Annotated in this window: 18 protein-coding genes, 1 tRNA gene and 1 pseudogene; 13 read left to right on the forward strand and 7 right to left on the reverse strand. The window is 63.3% G+C overall.

All coding sequences use genetic code 11. The features are described 5' to 3' along the window. Positions 1-53 precede the first annotated feature (53 nt). Complete coding sequence (locus INT12_RS07205; protein WP_003171680.1) at positions 54-269, forward strand: hypothetical protein; 216 nt, start codon at positions 54-56, stop codon at positions 267-269. Here the strand turns inward: INT12_RS07205 and yacG are convergent. Genes yacG through INT12_RS31630 form a run of 4 tightly spaced genes read right to left on the reverse strand, consistent with a single transcriptional unit; the run spans position 266 to position 3,154 of the window. Next, a complete protein-coding gene (gene yacG / locus INT12_RS07210; RefSeq protein WP_017845472.1) occupies positions 266-466 on the reverse strand; it encodes a DNA gyrase inhibitor YacG in 201 nt (66 codons plus the stop codon). The genes INT12_RS07205 and yacG overlap by 4 nt on opposite strands. Further along, positions 463-1,086 carry a dephospho-CoA kinase gene (coaE, locus tag INT12_RS07215; RefSeq protein WP_017845471.1) on the reverse strand — a complete coding sequence of 208 codons (624 nt, stop codon included), beginning with the start codon at positions 1,084-1,086 and terminating at the stop codon, positions 463-465. The genes yacG and coaE overlap by 4 nt, the downstream gene beginning before the upstream one ends. Continuing rightward, complete coding sequence (locus tag INT12_RS07220) at positions 1,083-1,949, reverse strand: prepilin peptidase (protein ID WP_046384730.1); 867 nt, start codon at positions 1,947-1,949, stop codon at positions 1,083-1,085. Before INT12_RS07220 ends, coaE begins: the two co-directional genes overlap by 4 nt. Next, the gene (locus tag INT12_RS31630; protein ID WP_046488093.1) at positions 1,946-3,154 is read right to left on the reverse strand and encodes a type II secretion system F family protein; all 1,209 of its coding nucleotides are present in this window, start codon (positions 3,152-3,154) and stop codon (positions 1,946-1,948) included. The genes INT12_RS07220 and INT12_RS31630 overlap by 4 nt, the downstream gene beginning before the upstream one ends. A 201-nt stretch (positions 3,155-3,355) precedes the next feature. Here INT12_RS31630 and INT12_RS07230 point away from each other — a divergent pair, with 201 nt between their 5' ends. The 4 genes from INT12_RS07230 to INT12_RS07245 all read left to right on the forward strand — a co-directional run bounded on the left by INT12_RS07230 (position 3,356) and on the right by INT12_RS07245 (position 5,768). After that, positions 3,356-3,769, forward strand: coding sequence for a pilin (locus INT12_RS07230; protein WP_017845468.1), 414 nt, complete (start codon positions 3,356-3,358; stop codon positions 3,767-3,769). 35 nt (positions 3,770-3,804) lie between these two features. Continuing rightward, positions 3,805-5,214: an O-antigen ligase family protein gene (locus INT12_RS07235; protein ID WP_193040665.1), complete on the forward strand. Its 1,410-nt coding sequence runs from the start codon at positions 3,805-3,807 to the stop codon at positions 5,212-5,214. A 39-nt stretch (positions 5,215-5,253) separates the two neighbouring features. Then, positions 5,254-5,329: transfer RNA gene (locus INT12_RS07240), tRNA-Thr, on the forward strand. A 133-nt stretch (positions 5,330-5,462) separates the two neighbouring features. Beyond that, on the forward strand, positions 5,463-5,768 hold the full coding sequence (locus tag INT12_RS07245; RefSeq protein WP_017845466.1) for a DUF6388 family protein: 306 nt from the start codon (positions 5,463-5,465) through the stop codon (positions 5,766-5,768). 43 nt (positions 5,769-5,811) lie between these two features. On the opposite strand, the gene nadC is transcribed toward INT12_RS07245, so the two are convergent. Further along, positions 5,812-6,660, reverse strand: a complete 849-nt coding sequence (gene nadC, locus INT12_RS07250) for a carboxylating nicotinate-nucleotide diphosphorylase (RefSeq protein WP_046384727.1) — start codon at positions 6,658-6,660, stop codon at positions 5,812-5,814. Positions 6,661-6,902: 242 nt separating this feature from the next. Between nadC and INT12_RS07255 the strand changes: the two genes are divergently transcribed. The 6 genes and pseudogenes from INT12_RS07255 to INT12_RS07275 all read left to right on the forward strand — a co-directional run bounded on the left by INT12_RS07255 (position 6,903) and on the right by INT12_RS07275 (position 13,261). After that, positions 6,903-9,053, forward strand: coding sequence for a DUF1631 domain-containing protein (locus INT12_RS07255; protein WP_193040664.1), 2,151 nt, complete (start codon positions 6,903-6,905; stop codon positions 9,051-9,053). 61 nt (positions 9,054-9,114) lie between these two features. Next, complete coding sequence (gene ampD / locus INT12_RS07260) at positions 9,115-9,678, forward strand: 1,6-anhydro-N-acetylmuramyl-L-alanine amidase AmpD (RefSeq protein WP_017845463.1); 564 nt, start codon at positions 9,115-9,117, stop codon at positions 9,676-9,678. Beyond that, positions 9,675-10,511 carry a regulatory signaling modulator protein AmpE gene (gene ampE, locus INT12_RS07265; protein WP_193040663.1) on the forward strand — a complete coding sequence of 279 codons (837 nt, stop codon included), beginning with the start codon at positions 9,675-9,677 and terminating at the stop codon, positions 10,509-10,511. The genes ampD and ampE overlap by 4 nt, the downstream gene beginning before the upstream one ends. A 1,132-nt stretch (positions 10,512-11,643) precedes the next feature. Next, positions 11,644-11,847, forward strand: a pseudogene (locus tag INT12_RS31880) (HAMP domain-containing protein); the annotation flags it as partial. Positions 11,848-12,000: 153 nt separating this feature from the next. Then, entirely contained in the window at positions 12,001-12,705 is a 705-nt protein-coding gene (locus INT12_RS31885; RefSeq protein WP_370737529.1) for a methyl-accepting chemotaxis protein, read from the forward strand. A 127-nt stretch (positions 12,706-12,832) separates the two neighbouring features. Then, complete coding sequence (locus INT12_RS07275) at positions 12,833-13,261, forward strand: hypothetical protein (protein ID WP_046488108.1); 429 nt, start codon at positions 12,833-12,835, stop codon at positions 13,259-13,261. Here INT12_RS07275 and INT12_RS07280 read toward each other — a convergent pair. Beyond that, complete coding sequence (locus INT12_RS07280) at positions 13,208-13,984, reverse strand: TatD family hydrolase (RefSeq protein WP_046488111.1); 777 nt, start codon at positions 13,982-13,984, stop codon at positions 13,208-13,210. The two genes, INT12_RS07275 and INT12_RS07280, sit on opposite strands and share 54 nt — an antisense overlap. A 2-nt stretch (positions 13,985-13,986) precedes the next feature. Then, positions 13,987-14,982, reverse strand: a complete 996-nt coding sequence (cra, locus tag INT12_RS07285; protein ID WP_017845458.1) for a catabolite repressor/activator — start codon at positions 14,980-14,982, stop codon at positions 13,987-13,989. Between the two features lie 295 nt (positions 14,983-15,277). Between cra and ptsP the strand changes: the two genes are divergently transcribed. Beyond that, complete coding sequence (gene ptsP, locus INT12_RS07290) at positions 15,278-18,136, forward strand: phosphoenolpyruvate--protein phosphotransferase (protein ID WP_193058802.1); 2,859 nt, start codon at positions 15,278-15,280, stop codon at positions 18,134-18,136. After that, positions 18,137-19,078: a 1-phosphofructokinase gene (pfkB, locus tag INT12_RS07295; protein ID WP_046488116.1), complete on the forward strand. Its 942-nt coding sequence runs from the start codon at positions 18,137-18,139 to the stop codon at positions 19,076-19,078. Positions 19,079-19,080: the final 2 nt, after the last annotated feature.

Consider the following 19,080-nt stretch of genomic DNA (forward strand, 5'->3'; position numbering starts at 1 on the left):
TGGCGGGCCCATGCTTTGCGAAACTTTTCCTGAGCAAGATGGGAGCACGGATCATGAGTGTGTATGAATGGGCACGTCAGGAGTTGCGCAGAAGCCAGGACGCGGCACAAGAAATCGGCTTTGATCCAGGCTTGACCTTGCGCGCGATGCTCAGCGCGGTGGTGCAGCAGAGCAAGGGCGTGCGCAGTTTCGAAGACCTGGCCGACGAGTTGCAATACCTGGCAGAGAACCTCGACGACCAGCAGGAATATGCCTTTATGCGGCCTTAATGGCGCGGTGGCAGGTCTTCGGAAAACAGCTCGTCTTCGGCGTCCGGCGCCACGGGGATCTTATGTTCCTCAGCGGCCCAGGCACCCAGGTCGATGAGCTTGCAACGGTCCGAGCAGAACGGCCGGTTGAGGTTGGTCGCTTTCCATTCCACGGGTGCGCCGCAGGTTGGGCATTCGACGGTCAAGGGTTGGCTCATGATCGGCCTCCACGCAAAGTAAGGTAAAAGTGGTGCAGTCGTTCGACCTCGCTGTGCAACCAGGCGAGGTCGCGGTCATTGACCAGCACGTCATCGGCATGGCTCAGGCGGTCTTCGCGGCTGGACTGGGCCTTGAGTATCGCCTGCACCTGTTGTTCGCTGATGCCGTCGCGCTGCAGGGTACGCTGAATCTGCAGGGATTGCGGCACGTCGATCACCAGGATGCGTTGGGTCATGCTGTGCTGGCCGGATTCGATCAGCAGCGGCGACACCAGGATCGCGTAAGGCGAGCGCGCACGCGCCAGGTGGTTGCGAATCTCTTCGCCAATCAACGGGTGCAGCAAGGCTTCCAGCCAGCGGCGTTCTTGCGGCACTTCAAAGATTAACTTGCGCAATGCGGCGCGGTCCAACTGGCCGTCGGGCTGCAGCACGCCGGCACCGAAGTGTTCGACAATGCTGGCGAGCGCCGGCCGGCCGGGTTCGACCACCCAGCGCGCGGCGTGATCGGCGTCTACCAGGTCTACGCCGAGGTCGCTGAAGTGCTGGGCCGCGGCGCTCTTGCCGCTGCCGATGCCGCCCGTAAGGCCAAGAATCCAGGGTGTTGCAACAGGAGTGGTCATTTGAAACCGACAGACTGCAAATAGAAGTCGGTTATTTGACCACCCCAGAGCACGGCAATCCAGCCGGCAATTGCCAGATAGGGACCAAACGGCATCGGCGTGGCCGCCTGGATCTTGCTCCGACGCAGTAGGATCAGCCCGCCGCACACGCCCACCAGCGATGACATCAGCAGCGTCATCGGCAGGATTTGCCAGCCACCCCAGGCGCCGAGCAGCGCCAACAACTTGAAGTCGCCGTAGCCCATGCCGTCCTTGCCGGTGGCCAGCTTGAACAGCCAGAACACCGTCCACAGGCTCATGTAGCCGATCACCGCACCCCACAGTGCATCGGGCAGGGGCACCAGCAGCTCGACGCTGTTAAGCATCAGCCCCAGCCACAACAGCGGCAGGACCAGCACGTCGGGCAGCAGTTGGTGGTCGACATCGATCAGGCTCATCGCCAACAAGCCCCAGCTCAACAGCATCACTGCGCCCGCTTGCCAGCCAAAGCCAAAATGCCAGGCCACCACGGCCGAGATCAACCCGCACGCCAGTTCGGTCAAGGGATAACGCGCACTGATCGCTTCGCGGCAATGGGCACAGCGGCCCCGGAGCATCAGGTAGCTGAGTAGCGGGATGTTTTCCCACGGCCGAATCGGCTGATTGCAGTGCGGGCAGCAGGAATTGGGCTGCATCAGGTTGTATCTCGGCCCGACGGGGTCGCCGGGCAAACCGAGCACTTCATGGGCCTGTGCGCGCCATTCCCGTTCAAGCATTTTCGGCAGGCGCCACACCAGCACGTTGAGGAAACTGCCCACGATCAAGCCCAGCACCATTGCCATGGCGACAAAGGCCCACGGCTGCTGGCTCAACAGCAGGCTCAAAATGCCGTACCGAGTTGGAAGACCGGCAGGTACAGGGCGATTACCAAAGCGCCGACAATCCCGCCGAGCACCACCATGATCAGCGGTTCCATCAGGCTGGTGAGTTGGTCGACCAGCGTGTCGACGTCCGACTCATAGTGGCTCGCGACTTTTTCCAGCATGTGCTCCAGGGTGCCGGATTCTTCACCAATCGCCGTCATCTGGATCGCCATGCCAGGGAACAGACCGCTGGCGGCCATGGCCCGATTCAGCGGCATGCCTGTGGATACATCGTGACGCATATGTTCGATAGCCTGTTTGAATAGCTGGTTGCTGGCAGCGGCCGCCACTGAATCCAGGGCCTGCACCAACGGCACTCCGGCCGCGAACGTAGTTGAAAGCGTGCGTGCGTAGCGGGCGACTGCCGACTTTTTCAGCAGTGTGCCCGCCAGGGGCGCTTTCAACAAACCGGCATCCAGCCAATGACGAAAACCCGGCGATACGCGATAGGCCCGGCGCAACCCCAGACCTCCCGCGCCCAGGCTGAGCGCCAGCATCCACCAGGCTTGTTGCAGGAACTCGGACAAGGCAATCACGTACAGAGTAAAACCGGGCAACTCGCTGTCCACGCTGGCGAACAGGTTCTGGAATTGCGGCACCACATGGATCAGCAAGAGACTGCTGACGAGGCTGGCGACCACGATGACTGCAATGGGGTAGGTCATGGCCTTCTTGATCCGGGCCTTGAGCCGTTCGCTCTTTTCCAGGTGATCCGCCACCCGCTCCAGAAGGGTTTCCAGGGCGCCGGCCTGCTCACCCGCTGCCACCAGGTTGCAGTACAGGTCATCGAAGTAGCGCGGCTGTTTGCGCAGTGCCGACGCCAGGGTATTCCCGGCGCCGATCTCCTGTTTCAGGCCTTTTACCAGCCTGTACATGTGGCGGTTGTCGAAGCCTTCGCTGATCACGTCGAAGGCTTGCAGCAAGGCAATGCCGGCCTTCAGCAGTGTCGCCAGTTGGCGGGTGAACAGGGCAATGTCCGCCGGTTTGATCGGCGCAGCGAGGCTTGGCAGGCCGGCGGATTGTTTGCGCACGCGGCCAGGGCAAATCCCTTGCTGGCGCAGTTGTGCCTTGACCCGCGCGAGGTCGTGGCTGACGGTTTGCCCGGACACCCTGCGTCCCTGGCGGTTGATGCCTTCCCAGGCGTATGTCGTGGCAGCGTTGGTCATGTCTCTGTTCCGCACACAGGTCGTCGAATCTTTATAGCGTAGCCAGGTGACGGATTCGGATTGCTCGGCGTTCAACGATAAAATGTCAGATTGTGCGTCTTGGACGCGATTGGCCGCTCGCGGGTGAGTACACTGGCGCGGCTGCACGATACGGGGCGCAGGACGCGCCTTGTCATGGGTTCTGTTCTGGAGAGGAATGTGATGCGTCAGAAAGGTTTTACTTTGATCGAGTTATTGATCGTCGTGGCAATCATCGGCATTTTGGCCACCATTGGCTTGCCCATGTACACCACGCATCAGGCCAAGGCCAAGTTCACGGCCGGGCTGGCTGAAATCACCGCGTTGAAAGCCGGCTACGAGGATGTATTCAACCAAGGCACAGTGCCAACCGTGGCATTGATCGGTGGCACTAGCCCGACCGCCAATTGCAAGATCGATGTGGCAGGGGATGTCGCCACCGGCGCCGGTTCCATCAGTTGCGAAATACTCGACGCCCCGGCACCGGTACTGGGCAAGACCATTACCCTGACGCGCAGCGCCACCGCCGGCTGGAAATGCGCCACGACGGCAGAGGCCAAGTACGCCGCCAAAGGGTGTGGCGCCGACGGAGCATGACTGCCAAACCCTGCGCACGGACGTAAAGGTGGCCGATGTCGTTATCCCCGCAGCAGCGCGACAAGACGTTCCTGGTGATTGCAGCGTGCTTGCTCGCGCTGGGTATCTGCGCACCGTTCAGCGGGCATGACTGGCAGCGCGCAATGCAGGTGGCCATGGGCCTGGGTGCGGTGGTGTATGGGCTGACGGTCGTTCCCGTCGAGCGTCTGGTGGACCGGCCGACGGCCCTGGGCCTGGTGCTGATCGTTGGGCTGGGCCTGGTGTCATCGGCACTGGCCCATCAGCCGCTCTGGGCCTTCACCGAGGTCGCGCTGTTCATCAGTTGTGGGGCGATCGCCGTCGCGGTTGCCCTGCTGCGCCGTCATGCAGGTGAGCCGTTGGACCGCGTGCTGATCCTGATGGTGGTGCTGTTGTGCCTGATCAAGTCGATCCAATATCTGTATGCCGGCGCGCTCGCCTTCGCCAGTGGCGCGCGGGTTCTTGATCCGGACGCGTTGCTGTCCGGGTTTTCCAACAAGCGCTTCTACGGTCAATTCCAGACCTTCACCCTGCCATTGCTGGCGCTGCCCTTGCTGATGCCCAAGGTCTCCCGCTCCGTGCGCGGCGCGGTGTTTGCGTTGCTGTGTGTGTGGTGGTTGATCGCGATCAGCGGCGGCACCCGCGGCACCTGGCTCGGCATGGCGGTGGCCGGGGTGGCGTTGGCGCTGCTCGGGCCGTGGGGGCGACGCTGGTTGGCCTGGCAATTGGCTGCGGTGTGCGGCGGTTTGTTGCTGTATACGGCGTTGTTCACGCTGTTGACGGGTGCGCTGGGTGTCGAGGTCGGCAGTGGCGTCAGCGATCGCCTCACCACTTCGCTGTCGGGGCGTGGTCCGATCTGGTGGCAGGCCTGGCACATGATCGCCGAGCGTCCGTGGCTGGGGTTCGGGCCGATGCATTTCGCGGATATCGCCAACCCGGTCGCCGCGCACCCGCACCAGGCAATCCTGCAATGGGCCAGCGAGTGGGGCGTTCCCTCGGCCTTGTGCGTGGCAGCCTTGGCGTGGCGCGGTGGCTGGGCCACCCTCCGCGTGTTGCGGGCGCGGGCTTGTTCTACAGAGCGCGTGGACTTGCTGCGCGGGTGCCTGTTCGCGGCATTGCTGGGCGCGCTCACGCAAGCGATGGTCGACGGCGTCATCGTGATGCCCAACTCGCAGGTCTGGTTGGCGCTGGTGGTGGGCTGGTTGATGGCGCTGCACGTGTGGCGCGCCGCTCCTGGCGCGTCGCTGCCATGGGCCTGGGCAGGGTGGCGGGTGGCGGCGGTGCTGTCCGTTGGCCTGCTGGTGTGGGTCGTGATGCGTGATGCCCCGAACATCGAGCAAGCCCAGCAAGACTATCTTGAAGGTGGCAACCAACACCTGCAGCCGCGCTTCTGGGCCCAAGGGGTGATTGCCCTGCGACGTCAGTGAGTTGCCGGACGCCCGATGCGGTGCTAGCTTTAGCCCACCGCCCGTGTAGCTCAGCCGGTAGAGCAGCGCACTCGTAACGCGAAGGTCGCAGGTTCGATTCCTGTCTCGGGCACCAAAGCAACACCGTTTTCAGATGATCCCAGAATGGTTCTGAAGGCCAGGCGAGTCGGCATTCGTGCCCGCTCTTTTGTATCTGCGCAACCTTGATGACCCAGATGCATCCCCATTCCTCGATCTAAGAGAACAACATGACCACGACTGAAATGACCCAGGAAGTTCGGCACCAAGCAGCCCTCGACAAATACCTCGGGGAATCGCCGCAGCTTAAAGAAGAGATCAAGGACCTGAGCGCTGACGATCAGCGCGACCAGATCCAGTGGGCATTTGAGGACGAGGCCGAGAGCCAGGGCCTCCAGCCATGGGAGCTGAGCCTCAAGTACACCTCGTCAGCGGACGAGTTCGAAGCCGCACGGCTGGCCTTGCACCAAGAGGCGGCTGAAGTGCTCGGTGTCGAATGGGAAGAGTATTGCGAGATGAATAACCTGGTGGTCTGAACCGCTGTTGCAGGAGCCGGCAACCCGGCTCCTGCAACGGGCTTCAGATACTGAGGCGCATCGACAGGTCCACCGCTTTCACATCCTTGGTCATCGCGCCGATGGAGATGTAGTCCACCCCGGTTTCAGCGATGGGCAGCAGGGTTTTTTCGTTGATCCCGCCGCTGGCTTCCAGCTTGGCTTTGCCGCCGTTCAGGCGCACGGCTTCACGCATGTCGTCCAGGCTCAGTTCGTCGAGCATGATGATATCGGCGCCCGCCGCCAACGCTTCGCGCAATTCGTCCAGGCTTTCCACTTCGACTTCCACCGGTTTGCCCGGGGCGATCTTGTGCGCGGCCGAAATCGCCTGGGCGATACCGCCACAGGCGGCGATATGGTTTTCCTTGATCAGGAACGCGTCATACAAACCGATGCGATGGTTGTGGCAACCGCCACAGGTCACGGCGTATTTCTGCGCCAGACGCAGGCCCGGCAGCGTCTTGCGCGTATCGAGCAACTTGACCTGGGTGCTCGCGACGCTATCCGCCAGGTACTGGGCGCGTGTGGCGACGCCGGAGAGCATCTGCAGGAAATTCAGCGCGCTGCGTTCGCCGCTGAGCAGCGAACGTGCCGGGCCTTCGAGGTGGAACAGTGCCTGGTTGGGGCTGACGCGTTCACCGTCGGCCACCAGCCAATGCACCGCGACCCGCGGGTCCAGTTGGCGGAACACCGCGTCCACCCAGGCCGTGCCAGCGATAACGGCCGCATCGCGGGTGATGATCGTGGCCTTGGCCAGCCGTTCGGCCGGGATCAATTGCGCGGTGATGTCGCCGCTGCCGATGTCTTCGCGCAGTGCGCGGCGCACGTTGGCTTCGATTTCGGCGGTGAGGTCGGCAAGACGGAGATTCGGCATAACAGGCTCCACAAACAAAGTGCGCCGATTATAGGGGCTGTGCGCGTTTGAACCCAGTGGCGTGCTCATTTACAGCGTTATGACAGAGTTCGCTGGCGCAACGACCCCCATTTGCAAGATAATCTCGCGCCTTGCAATTGGCGTCATAGCTTTGACGTCCTGGTGGTAACCGGATATTCGCAGTGCCCAACTGGGCCTGCCCCGACTTTGCCCTACCCACACCGCCGTTTCAGGAGGCCTGGATGCACAACGACGGAAAGGTGGTGCCGATCAATAAGGCACAGACCACGCCATCGCCGCTCGCGCGCCTACCGGTGGTGTTGCTGCAGGTTCGCGACAAGGCTGCGCAGCAACTGCAGCAAGGTTTGCAGGAGCTGTTCGATAACGCCGACGACACCCTGTTCGAAATGGCCGACAAGGCCCTTAACAACGTCGACCACCATATTTTCTTTGAAGCCATGCGCGACCTGCGTCTCAAGCGCAAGAATTTCGAGCGCGTGTTCATGGGGCAACTGTTCGAGGCCTTCGCCAACCTGGGCGGGGCAGGGCGTGGTGAACGGCAGTTGGTGCCGGTGGTGTCCTACGACAAGGTGCCCGGCATCCTCAGGGAGGACCTGGAAAAAGCCCTGGCGCTGGAGGCAATGCTCGGGCGGGTGCAGCATCGCGACGGCCTCGCCCTGGGGCAACTGACCACTCGCCTGGGCGCCTTGCTCGGCAGGTCCATGGATGACTGCGAGAACCCCCTGGGGCCGGCGCTGCTGTGCGAGTTTTTCCTACGCGCGGGGCGCAGCCTGGGCGTGGAAATTCGCGTCAAGCTGGTCATGCTCAAGCTCTTTGAAAAGTACGTGCTCAGCGACGCCGACCACCTGTACGGTGAGGCCAATCAGTTGCTGGTCGCCACCGGCGTGCTGCCTGAACTCAAGGCGGTGCCGGCCCGTCGTTCCGGCGGGCGCGTACCGTGCAAGCACACGCGTGAAGCCCGGTTGCCAAGCGCCGACCAGCCAGTCGACGAAAATGGCGAGCACGCCTTTTCTACCTTGCGAGCGCTGCTGGGCGCCGTGCGCGGCAGTGTCACGCCGACCCTGGAAGCCAGCGCCGAGCCCCAGCCCATTGCCACTCGCGACCTGCTGCGGCTGTTGTCCCATTTGCAGCAATACGTGCCGGAGCCGGATGTCGAGGACGACTTCGACCTGCGCAACCAGTTGAAGCAACTGCTGACCCGAGTCAGCGTCAAGAGCGGCAAATCCCGGGTCGTGGAAGAGGCCGACGAAGACGTGATCAACCTGGTCGCGCTGTTGTTCGAATTCATCCTCAATGACCACGCCGTCCCGGACGCCTTCAAGGCCTTGATCGCCCGGTTGCAGATCCCGATGCTCAAACTGGCGGTGCTGGACAAGAGCCTTTTCAGCCGCGCCGGCCATCCGGCGCGGCGGCTGCTCAACGAAATCGCCGGTGCCGCCATTGGTTGGAGCCCGGCTGAGGGCAACCCGCGTGACAGCCTGTACCTGCGCATCGAGCAGGTGGTGCAGCGGTTGCTGAATGATTTTGCCGAAGACCCGGCGATTTTTTCCGAACTGCTGTCGGAGTTCTGCGCGTTTACCGCTGACGAGCGCCGGCACAGTGCATTGCTCGAACAGCACACCCGCGATACCGAGGAAGCGCGCCTGCGTAACGAGGCGGCCCGACAGCGCGTGGCCGACGTGCTGAACCGGCGTTTGCTGGGCAAGGTCCTGCCGCGCTCGGTGGTGCAGTTTGTGCAACAGGCCTGGAGCCAGGTGCTGTTGCTGGCCAGCCTCAAGCACGGTGAGCAATCGGTGCAGTGGCAGGCGGGGCTGCGCACCCTGGACGAGTTGATCTGGAGCGTTGGCCTGCACGACGACACCGAGGCCGGGCGGCATCTGCTGGAGCAGTTGCCGGCGTTGCTCAAGGCCTTGCGCGACGGGGTGAGCGGCGCGGGGTTCGACCCTTTCAGCACCCGTGAGTTCTTTGTTCGGCTGCAGGCCCTGCATGTTCAGGCGTTCGAGGGCGGCGAGAGGTTGATCGAGGTGCAGGAGCCCTTCGTGTTCGACCCAGGCCTGCCCGATGCCGCGCAGGACCTGGCCGCGGATGATCCCGACCTGCTCAAGGTGCGCCAATTGCGCGTTGGCGTTTGGCTGGAGTTCCTGGAACCCGAGAAAACCGCTCTGCGCGGCAAACTGAACGCGATCATGGCACCGGCCGATCGCTATGTTTTCGTCAACCGCGCCGGACTCAAGGTGCTCGAGCGCAGCGCCGGCCAACTGGCCCTGGCGTTCAAGCGTGGTGCGTTGCGTATCCTGGACGAAGCCCTGCTGTTCGAGCGTGCGCTGGCGACGGTGGCGGGTAACTTGCGTCAACTCAATCGCGGCAAGTGATCGCAACCATAGGGCTGAACGCGGCATACTGGTCAGACTTAGTCACGTTCAAGGAACCTGTATGCAGTTGGACCCCGCCAGCGGTTGGTGCCAGGGTGTTCGTCATTGCCCTTCGCCCAACTTCAACGAGCGCCCCGCAGGTGAAGTCTCGCTGTTGGTGGTGCATAACATCAGCCTGCCGCCGGCGCAGTTCGCCACCGGCAAGGTGCAGGAATTTTTCCAGAATCGCTTGGATGTCACGGAACATCCTTACTTTGCAGGGATTGCCGACCTACGCGTGTCAGCGCATTTTCTGATTGAACGCGACGGAGGGGTGACGCAGTTTGTGTCCTGCCTCGACCGCGCCTGGCATGCCGGGGTTTCCAGCTTCGAGGGGCGCGAAACGTGCAATGACTTTTCCCTGGGGATCGAGCTGGAAGGCACGGATGACCTGCCCTTTACCGATGCCCAATATGCGTCACTGATCGACCTGACACGTCAGTTGCTGGCGACTTACCCGGGCATCACCCGTCAGCGCATTTGTGGTCACAGCGATATCGCCCCGGGGCGCAAGACCGATCCCGGGCCCGCTTTTGATTGGATGCGCTTTCGCAGCGCCCTGCAGGATGGAGGACACGCACAATGAGTTTCCTGATGTTGGTGCTGGCGGTCTGGATCGAGAAATTCTCGGCCTTGCGCCAAAAGTTGCAGCGCGACGGCAGATGGCTGCGCGAACTGGCCAGATTGGAATCGAGCCCGCGCCTGGGCGAACAGCCCTGGTTGATTCTGGCGCTGCTGGTGTTGCTGCCGGTGGCCGTGCTGGCGTTGTTGCTGCTGGTGCTGGAACCGGTGGCCTACGGCCTGTTGGCGCTGCCGGTGCATTTGCTGGTGCTGATCTACAGCCTGGGGCGCGGTGATCTGCTGGCCGGGCTTGGCCCGTTCCGCGATGCCTGGCGGCGCGGCGACCTGCAGGCCGCCGAGCATGTGGCCGAGCGTGACCTGAAGGTCGCTGCCGACAGTGGCGAGCAGTTGCTGGAGCGTGTCCAGGGGTATCTCCTGTGGCAGGCCTATCAGAGCTTCTTTGCGGTGATCTTCTGGTATTTCCTGTTGGGCCCGGTCGCAGCCCTGGCCTATCGCCTGCTGGCGCTGGCCAGCGAACACAGTCAGAACCCTCTGGTGGCCGAGCGTGCCGCGCAACTGCGGCATGCCTTTGACTGGTTGCCGGTGCGCTTGCTGGCGGCGAGCTTCGCCTTGGTGGGCAACTTTGTCGCGGTCAGCCGAGTGATGCTCCACGAGCTGTTGAGCTGGGACATCAGTGCCGCGCAACTGATGGACAAAGTCGGCCTGGTGGCCGCCGAAATCCCGCCGCCGGTGGTGGGGGCCGACGGCATCAACAGCCTGGATCGCCTGTGGGAACTGCTGCTGCGCGCGGCGGTGCTGTGGTATGCCGGTTTCGCCATCTGGACCGTGTTGCCCTAGCGGTCACGCTCAATCCCTGTGGGAGCAAGCCTGCTCCCACAGCGCGTTAACTTTACGTTACAAAACTCCCTTGCGATTTGAGCTATACAAGTAGAGCGCCAAATAGTGGCTATCTGCCGCCGCCCTGCGCCTCAAATAAAAATAATAGGAAGGGAGTTCACCTGTGAAGAGCTTGCTCTATCCCGCCGTCGCGCTGATGAACCGCCTGAGCTTCGGCATGAAGTTCAGTTTGATCAGCGTGTTGTTCCTGTTGCCGATGCTGGCGACCAACTATTTCCTGGTGCGCGATTCCTGGCGTGAATTCCAGGGCACCCGCATCGAACTGCAAAGCCTGGATTTGCTCGGCAGCAGCCTGGCCTTGCGCCGTGACCTGGAAACCCTCAACAACCAGGTGCAGATCAACGCGACCCTCGGCCAATCCGGCAAGGCGGGCGATCTGGAGGGCGCGATCAACACCCTGGAGCAGAGTGTGCTGGCGCGCCTGCAAGGCCTGAGCGCGATGGCCACCGACCCCGAGCAAGTCGCCGTATTCGACGCCAAGCGCGACGAGCTGGTTGGCGCCTTCAAGGCCCAGCAACAGGAGTCATCGCTACAGAGCAAAAGTGCGCTGATCGGCAAACTGCTGAACAAGGCGCAGATGCTCAGCCAGATCATCGCCAGCCAATCCGGCTTGAGCCGCGACCCCCAGAGTGATCTGCGCCAGCTCAGCGAACTGATCACCGGCGTCACGCCGCAAGTCACCCAGACGTTGGGCGAAGGGCGGGCAATGGGCGCGTACTCCCTCGGCCAGGGTTTTCTCAACTCCTCCTCCAGCACGCGCTTCGATGAGTTGTTGCAGCAGTTGGAAAAACTCCAGGCCGAATACGGCTTGAAGCTGCAGGACGCCCTGGGCTCCAGCAAAGCCGCCCACACAGCGCTCGACAGCCTGGCCAAGGCCAGCAACGCGAGCCTCAAGCAAGGCAGTGAACTGTTTGAAGAGCAGGTGGTGATGGCCGAAACCCTCGACGCACCGTGGCAGGGCTTCTACGACGACGTGAGTCAACTGATGGCCCAGACCTACCAACTCAATGAGGCCACCCTGGGTTTCCTCGGACAACAGTTGGAGCAACGGCTGACGCAAAACCGCACGCACATGGTCGTACTGGTGTCGGCCCTGGCGGCGGTGTTTTTGCTGATCTTTTATCTGTACGCCGGTTTCTATGCCTCGACGCGCACCACGTTGCGGCGCTTGGGGGCGATGATGGACAAGGTGGCGGCGGGCGATATGACCGTCACGTTTGTCGCCCGCAGCCGCGACGAGTTGGGCGACCTGGGCCAAGTGTTCAATGGCACCGTGGCCAAGATCCACGACCTGATCGAGCGCGTCGGGCACACCGTCAGCCAGGTTGAGTTGCAGGCCGGCCAGGTCGAGGCGGTCTCGGCCCGCAGTAACCAGGCGGTCTCCGGGCAGCGCAGCCAGATCGAACAGGTGGCGACGGCCATGAACCAGATGTCCTCCACCGCCCAGGAAGTGGCACGCAGCGCGGCGGCGGCGGTGAGCAGCGCCCATAGCGTCAACGATGAAACCGTCAGCGGCCGTGGCCTGGTGCAGTCCCAGCAAGGCAGCATTGCGCGGTTGGCATCGGAGATCGATGAGTCGGTACGCGTGATCAATCAACTGGCCACCGACAGCCAATCCATCAGCAGTGTGCTGGAAGTGATCAAGAGCATCGCCGAGCAAACCAACCTGCTGGCGCTCAACGCCGCGATCGAAGCAGCCCGCGCCGGGGAGCAGGGCCGCGGCTTTGCGGTGGTGGCCGATGAAGTGCGGACCCTGGCCCGGCGCACCCAGCACTCCACTGAAGAGATCGAGCAGATGATCAGCCGATTGCACAGCGGTGTCGGCGCGGCAGTCAAGGCCATGGGCACCAGCCATGCCATGGCTGAAGGCACCGTGGGCCAGTCGGAAAAGGTCCAGCAGGCCCTGGAAAATATTCTCGGTGCCGTCGGCATGATCGTGGATCAGAACCAGCAGATTGCCGCCGCCGTCGAGCAGCAAACCGCGGTCGCCCACGACATCGACCGCAACATCGTCGAAATCAACCGCGCCGGAGAGCATGCGGCCGACGGTGCGTACCAGACCGAAGCGGCCAGCCGGCAGTTGTCGCAGCAGGTGATCGAGCTGAAGCAACTGATCGGCGCATTTCGGGTGTAGGGCCTGGTTAGTAGGATTTGTCCTTTGTGGTTGTGGTGATTGTCTTAATTTTGCGGCGTATCTTTTCTGGCGGCGTGAATAGGTGAAAATTTGTTTCACCTGGTCACAGTCCCAAAGAGGCACGGCGATGATTGCTGCATTCGGTATCAGAGGGCGCTGTGCCCGATGCGACATGACGTTTGAACTCAAGCCTTGGCAGTTGAACGCGATTGCCATCGACGAGCCGTTCGAGTGCGTGTATTGCCAGTCGGGCCTGCAGTTGCGGGGTCGCAAACAGCAGCGTCAATTTCGTGCGCTGGACCAGTGGGCGCTGGTTCGCCCGAGCATGATCATCCTGACCTGCGTGACCTTGCTGGTGGCACTGGTGGCGGAGTGGGTGGGGTTACTCAGTGTGATCGAGCAGCTCAACCTTTCACTGGTGACGGTGCTGATCCACTGCCTGGTGCTGCGTTTTGCCCGTCATCGGCAACGCATGACCCTGGACCTGCAGGCCGTCAGCCCGCTACCAATTGAACAGCTCGCACGCGTTGCGTGTGCTCGCCTGCGCCAGCGATAACGGGCTCAGGCCCATGCGCTCGGCCAACGCGGCGCAGATCTCGGGCAGGTGTTCCGGGCTGTTGCGCTGGCCGGGATGCATGGCGGGGGCCATGTCCGGTGCATCGGTTTCCAGTACCACGGCGTCCAGGGGCAGTTGCGCGAGTACTTTGTGCATGCGCAGCGCCTGTGGCCAGGTGGCCGCGCCGCCCAGGCCCAGTTTGAACCCCAGCTTGATGTACTCGCGCGCCTCTTCGCGGCTGCCGGCGAAGGCGTGGATGATGCCGCCCCGTGGCAGGCGGATGCGCTTGAGGGTGGCGATCACGGCGGCATGGCTGCGGCGCACATGCAGCAGGGCCGGCAGTTGGAAATCCACGGCCATCTTGAGTTGGGCTTCGAACAGGTGTTGCTGGCGTTCGCGATCGAGGTGTTCGAGGAAGTAATCCAGGCCGATCTCACCCACCGCGCACAATTGCCGATGGCCCCGCAGGCGGGTCAGCCAGTCGCCCAGGGCCGTCAGGTCGGCGGGGCGATGCTCGTCGAGGTACACCGGGTGCAGGCCGAAGGCTGCGAACAAACCTTCATCGTCTTGCACCAGATCCCACAGTCGTTGCCAATTTTGCTGATACACCCCCAACACCACCATGCGCTGTACGCCGAGTTGGCGGCTGTGCGCGAGGACTTGCCGGCGATCGCTGTCGAAGTCCGGGAAGTCCAGGTGGGTGTGGGTGTCGATCAGCTCCACGCTCAAACCTCGTGAATGCGCTGCTTGAAGGTGCGGCCGATGGCGTTTACGCCGGGTTGATACTGTTGTTCTTCAATTGCAGCCAGGGCCAGGCGCAGCGCGGTGTCGGCGATCAGTTGATGTTGCTGGGCCATGGCATTCACTGGCAGCGGCAGGAAATCCAGCAGTTGGGTATCACCGAAGGTGCCCAGGCGCAGCGGCCGCGTCTTGAGCGGGAAGTCATGCAGTGCGTCGAACACGCCTTGCAGCAGCACGTAGGACGTGGTCACCAGCGCGTCAGGCAAATGCCCCAGGCGCTGCAGTAATTGCTCCATCAGTTGCCGGCCGCAGTCGCGGCTGAACGCCTCGCCGTGTTCGACGATCACTTCACCGCCAAACCCTTGCAGCGCTTCACGGAAACCGGCGGCGCGCGCCTGGCTGATGCTCAGCTCGGGCCGCGCGCCGATCAGTGCGATCTGCTTGGGTAGCGGTTGCAGCAGGCTGCTGGTCAGTTGCTGGCAGGCCTGGCGGTCGTCGCTGACCACCGAGCAGAACTGCGCGGGGTCCATCTCCCGGTCGATGGCGATGACCGGCAAACCCTTGGCTTGCAGCTCGCGATAACTGTCGTCGCTGGCCGGCAGGCAGCTGGCAACGAACAGCGCGTCGCAGCGTCGGGCGCGGAACAGTTGCAGCAACTGGCGCTCGCTGTCGGCGTCATCGTCGGAGCTGGCGATCAGCAATTGATAGCCGCGCGCGCGCGCGCCCTGTTCCAACAACTTGGCAATTCGTGCGTAACTGGGGTTTTCCAGGTCTGGCAGGATGAAACCCAAGGTGCGCGTATGCCGGCTGCGCAGTCCCGCAGCCTGGGGGTTGGGCGTGAAACCATGGGCTTGGACCACCGCACGCACGCGCTCGACGGTTGCGCTGCTGATGCGTTGTTGTTCGGCTTTGCCATTGATGACATAGCTGGCGGTGGTCACGGACACACCGGCGAGACGGGCGATATCACTGAGTTTCAAACCGGGATTTCCTTGTTTTCTGGAGCTTGCCCCGACATTTTGTCCAATCGTAACCGATTACTGCAGACGACCAATGTCTCAGCTCAAGTGCCGAGTGGGTCTTCAAGGATGCGCAATTAACGCGTAATCTGCCACGAATTCTAGATTAAACGTTTCAGCAGGCGTATTTTTGCGATGTTCGCTACTGAGTGGCTACTGCCAACCGACTGCTCAGTCAGTTTGTTCATGAACGACTTTAGACTGATTTATTCAAAACAATACCTAGTGCGCCCGACGCACTAACTAGGAGAACGGCATGCTTGAGCTCACCATAGAGCAGATTTCCATGGGCCAGACGGCTGTGGATAAATCTGCTGCCTTGCACCTGCTCGCTGACAAACTGGTGGCCGACGGCCTGGTCGCCGAGGGTTATCTCAGCGGCTTGCAAGCCCGTGAAGCCCAAGGTTCGACCTTTCTCGGTCAAGGCATCGCGATCCCTCACGGCACCCCCGAAACCCGCGATCAGGTATTTTCCACCGGCGTGCGCCTGCTGCAGTTCCCCGAAGGGGTGGACTGGGGCGATGGCCAGATCGTCTACCTGGCCATCGGCATTGCCGCCAAATCCGACGAACACCTGCGCCTGCTGCAATTGCTGACCCGCGCCCTCGGGGAAACCGACCTGGGCCAGGCACTGCGCCGCGCCGCTTCCGCCGAGGCCCTGCTGAAACTGTTGCAGGGCGCGCCGCAGGAACTGGCATTGGACGCGCAAATGATCGGGCTCGGTGTGTCCGCCGATGATTTTGAAGAGCTGGTGTGGCGCGGTGCCCGCCTGCTGCGCCAGGCCGATTGTGTGAGCAATGGCTTTGCCGCCGTGTTGCAGCAGGTCGATGCGCTGCCCCTGGGCGATGGCCTGTGGTGGTTGCACAGCGAGCAGACCGTCAAGCGCCCGGGGCTGGCGTTTGTCACCCCGGACAAACCCATGCGTTACCTCGGCCAGCCCCTCAATGGTCTGTTCTGCCTGGCCAGCCTCGGCGAGGCGCACCAGACCTTGCTCGAACGCCTGTGTGCGCTGTTGATTGAAGGGCGTGGCCAGGAACTGGGCCGCGCCACCAGCAGCCGTGCGGTGCTTGAAGTATTGGGCGGCGAGCTGCCACCCGACTGGCCCAGCGCACGCATCGCCCTGGCCAATGCCCATGGCCTGCACGCGCGGCCGGCGAAGATCCTCGCGCAACTGGCGAAAAGTTTTGACGGCGATATTCGTGTACGCATCGTCGATGGTGCGGTGGGCGCCGTGTCGGTGAAAAGCCTGAGCAAGCTGCTCAGCCTCGGCGCCCGGCGTGGCCAGGTGCTGGAGTTTGTCGCAGAGCCGACGATTGCCGACGATGCGCTGCCCGCCTTGCTGGCCGCGGTACAAGAGGGGCTTGGCGAAGAGGTCGAGCCGCTGCCTGTCGCGAGTGCACAAGCCGCCGCCGTGGTGCTCGAACCGACACTCAGCGCGCCCCTGGCCGGCAGCCAGATCCAGGCCATCGCCGCCGCACCGGGCATCGCCATCGGCCCGGCGCATATCCAGGTGCTGCAACCGTTCGACTATCCGTTGCGTGGCGAGTCCTCGGCCATCGAGCGCCAACGCCTGCACGCCTCACTGGCCGATGTGCGCGGCGATATCCAGGGCCTGATCGAACGCAGCCAGGCCAAGGCGATCCGCGAGATTTTCATCACCCACCAGGAAATGCTCGACGACCCGGAACTGACCGACGACGTCGACACCCGCCTCAAGCAGGGTGAAAGCGCCGAAGCCGCCTGGATGAGCGTGATCGAAGCCGCCGCCAAGCAGCAGGAATCGTTGCAGGACGCCTTGCTCGCCGAGCGCGCCGCCGACCTGCGCGACATCGGTCGCCGTGTGCTGGCGCAGTTGTGCGGTGTCGAAACCGTCCAGGAACCGAACGAACCCTACATCCTGGTGATGGACGAAGTCGGCCCGTCGGATGTGGCGCGCCTCGACCCGGCCCGCGTCGCCGGCATTCTCACCGCCCGTGGCGGCGCCACCGCCCACAGCGCCATCGTCGCCCGCGCCCTGGGCATCCCCGCCTTGGTGGGCGCCGGCCCGGCCGTGTTGCTGCTGGCCGCCGGTACGCCGTTGCTGCTCGACGGTCAGCGCGGCCGCCTGCATGTCGACGCCGACGCCGCGACCCTGCAACGCGCCAGCGTCGAACGCGACACCCGTGAACAACGCCTGCAAGCCGCCTCGGCGCAGCGCCATCAGCCGGCCCTGACCCGGGATGGGCACGCCGTGGAAGTGTTCGCCAACATCGGCGAAAGCGCCGGCGTGGCGAGCGCGGTGGAGCAGGGCGCCGAAGGCATTGGCCTGCTGCGCACCGAACTGATTTTCATGGCCCACCCCCAAGCGCCGGACGAAGCCACCCAGGAAGCTGAATACCGCCGCGTGCTCGATGGCCTCGGCGGTCGCCCGTTGGTGGTCCGTACCCTGGATGTGGGCGGCGACAAACCGCTGCCGTATTGGCCGATCGCCGAGGAAGAAAACCCCTTCCTCGGCGTGCGCGGCATTCGCCTTACGCTGCAACGCCCGCAGATCATGGAAGCGCAATTGCGCGCATTGCTACGCTCGGCGGATAACCGGCCGCTGCGCATCATGTTCCCCATGGTCGGCAGCGTCGATGAGTGGCGCGCAGCGCGGGACATGACCGAGCGCCTGCGCCTGGAAATCCCGGTGGCCGACCTGCAACTGGGGATCATGATCGAAGTGCCGTCCGCCGCGTTGCTCGCGCCGGTGCTGGCCAAGGAAGTCGACTTCTTCAGCGTCGGCACCAACGACCTGACCCAGTACACCCTGGCCATCGACCGTGGCCACCCGACACTATCGGCCCAGGCCGATGGCCTGCACCCCGCCGTGTTGCAACTGATCGACATCACCGTGCGGGCCGCCCATGCCCATGGCAAATGGGTCGGTGTGTGCGGTGAGCTGGCCGCCGACCCGCTGGCGGTGCCGGTGCTGATCGGCCTCGGCGTGGATGAGTTGAGCGTGTCGGCCCGTAGCATTCCCGAGGTGAAGGCGCGGGTGCGAGAATTCAGTCTGAGCGAGGCCCAGGGCCTGGCGCAACAAGCACTCGCGGTGGGTTCGCCCGCTGAAGTGCGAGCCCTTGTGGAGGCCGTGTAGATGGCAAGGATTTTGACCCTGACGCTGAACCCGGCGTTGGACCTCACGGTACGCCTGGCGCGCCTGGAACCCGGTGAAGTCAATCGCAGCGAGACGATGCTGACCCACGCAGCCGGCAAGGGCGTGAACGTCGCCCAGGTGCTGGCCGACCTCGGCCATCAGGTCACCGTCGGCGGTTTTCTCGGCGCGGACAACCCCCAGGCCTTTGACGCGCTGATCGCGCGCCGTGGGTTTGCCGATGCGTTCATCCGCGTGCCCGGCGAGACCCGCAGCAATATCAAGATCGCCGAACAGGATGGCCGCGTCACCGACATCAATGCGCCGGGGCCGCTGGTCAGCGAGCAGGCGCAGCAGGCGTTGCTCAACCAACTCACGCTGATCGCCCCGGGGCACGATGCGGTGGTGGTCGCCGGCAGCTTGCCGTGCGGTGTCAGCCCGCAGTGGTTCCAGGGCTTATTGGCGCTGCTGAAAGACCTCGGCTTGAAAGTCGCCCTGGACACCAGCGGCGCTGCCCTGCGCGCCGGGTTGCAGGCCGGCCCGTGGTTGATCAAGCCCAATACCGAAGAACTTGCCGAAGCGCTGGACTGCCCGACCGACTCCGTCGACCAACAGGCCCAGGCCGCCGCGCGTTTGCATGCGAGCGGCATCGAGCATGTGGTGATTTCCCACGGTGCCGACGGCGTCAACTGGTTCAGCCCCGGCACGGCGCTGCATGCCACGCCGCCGAAAGTCAGCGTCGCGAGTACGGTCGGCGCCGGCGATTCGCTGCTGGCCGGGATGCTCCACGGTTTGCTCGGTTTCGATCTACCCGAGACCACCTTGCGCCGCGCCACGGCGATTGCCGCGATGGCTGTCACGCAGATCGGGTTTGGCATCAGCGATGATGCGCAATTGGCGCGTCTCGAAAGCGGCGTCCATGTGCGCCCGCTGACAGAACAATAAGA

Origin of the sequence: Pseudomonas sp. K8 (assembly GCF_014889455.1) — a bacterium.
GTDB classification, from domain to species: Bacteria; Pseudomonadota; Gammaproteobacteria; order Pseudomonadales; family Pseudomonadaceae; genus Aquipseudomonas; species Aquipseudomonas veronii.

Excerpts from the sequence above, each read along its gene's own strand:
- nadC (WP_046384727.1), bottom strand. The coding sequence starts at position 6,660 with ATGCCGAATCTCCGTCTTGCCGACCTCACCGCCGAAATCGAAGCCAAC.
- pfkB (WP_046488116.1), top strand. The coding sequence starts at position 18,137 with ATGGCAAGGATTTTGACCCTGACGCTGAACCCGGCGTTGGACCTCACG.
- ampE (WP_193040663.1), top strand. The coding sequence starts at position 9,675 with ATGAGTTTCCTGATGTTGGTGCTGGCGGTCTGGATCGAGAAATTCTCG.
- INT12_RS07235 (WP_193040665.1), top strand. The coding sequence starts at position 3,805 with ATGTCGTTATCCCCGCAGCAGCGCGACAAGACGTTCCTGGTGATTGCA.
- INT12_RS07275 (WP_046488108.1), top strand. The coding sequence starts at position 12,833 with ATGATTGCTGCATTCGGTATCAGAGGGCGCTGTGCCCGATGCGACATG.
- INT12_RS31630 (WP_046488093.1), bottom strand. The coding sequence starts at position 3,154 with ATGACCAACGCTGCCACGACATACGCCTGGGAAGGCATCAACCGCCAG.
- INT12_RS31885 (WP_370737529.1), top strand. The coding sequence starts at position 12,001 with ATGTCCTCCACCGCCCAGGAAGTGGCACGCAGCGCGGCGGCGGCGGTG.
- INT12_RS07255 (WP_193040664.1), top strand. The coding sequence starts at position 6,903 with ATGCACAACGACGGAAAGGTGGTGCCGATCAATAAGGCACAGACCACG.
- ptsP (WP_193058802.1), top strand. The coding sequence starts at position 15,278 with ATGCTTGAGCTCACCATAGAGCAGATTTCCATGGGCCAGACGGCTGTG.
- INT12_RS07230 (WP_017845468.1), top strand. The coding sequence starts at position 3,356 with ATGCGTCAGAAAGGTTTTACTTTGATCGAGTTATTGATCGTCGTGGCA.
- ampD (WP_017845463.1), top strand. The coding sequence starts at position 9,115 with ATGCAGTTGGACCCCGCCAGCGGTTGGTGCCAGGGTGTTCGTCATTGC.
- INT12_RS07205 (WP_003171680.1), top strand. The coding sequence starts at position 54 with ATGAGTGTGTATGAATGGGCACGTCAGGAGTTGCGCAGAAGCCAGGAC.
- INT12_RS07245 (WP_017845466.1), top strand. The coding sequence starts at position 5,463 with ATGACCACGACTGAAATGACCCAGGAAGTTCGGCACCAAGCAGCCCTC.
- coaE (WP_017845471.1), bottom strand. The coding sequence starts at position 1,086 with ATGACCACTCCTGTTGCAACACCCTGGATTCTTGGCCTTACGGGCGGC.
- yacG (WP_017845472.1), bottom strand. The coding sequence starts at position 466 with ATGAGCCAACCCTTGACCGTCGAATGCCCAACCTGCGGCGCACCCGTG.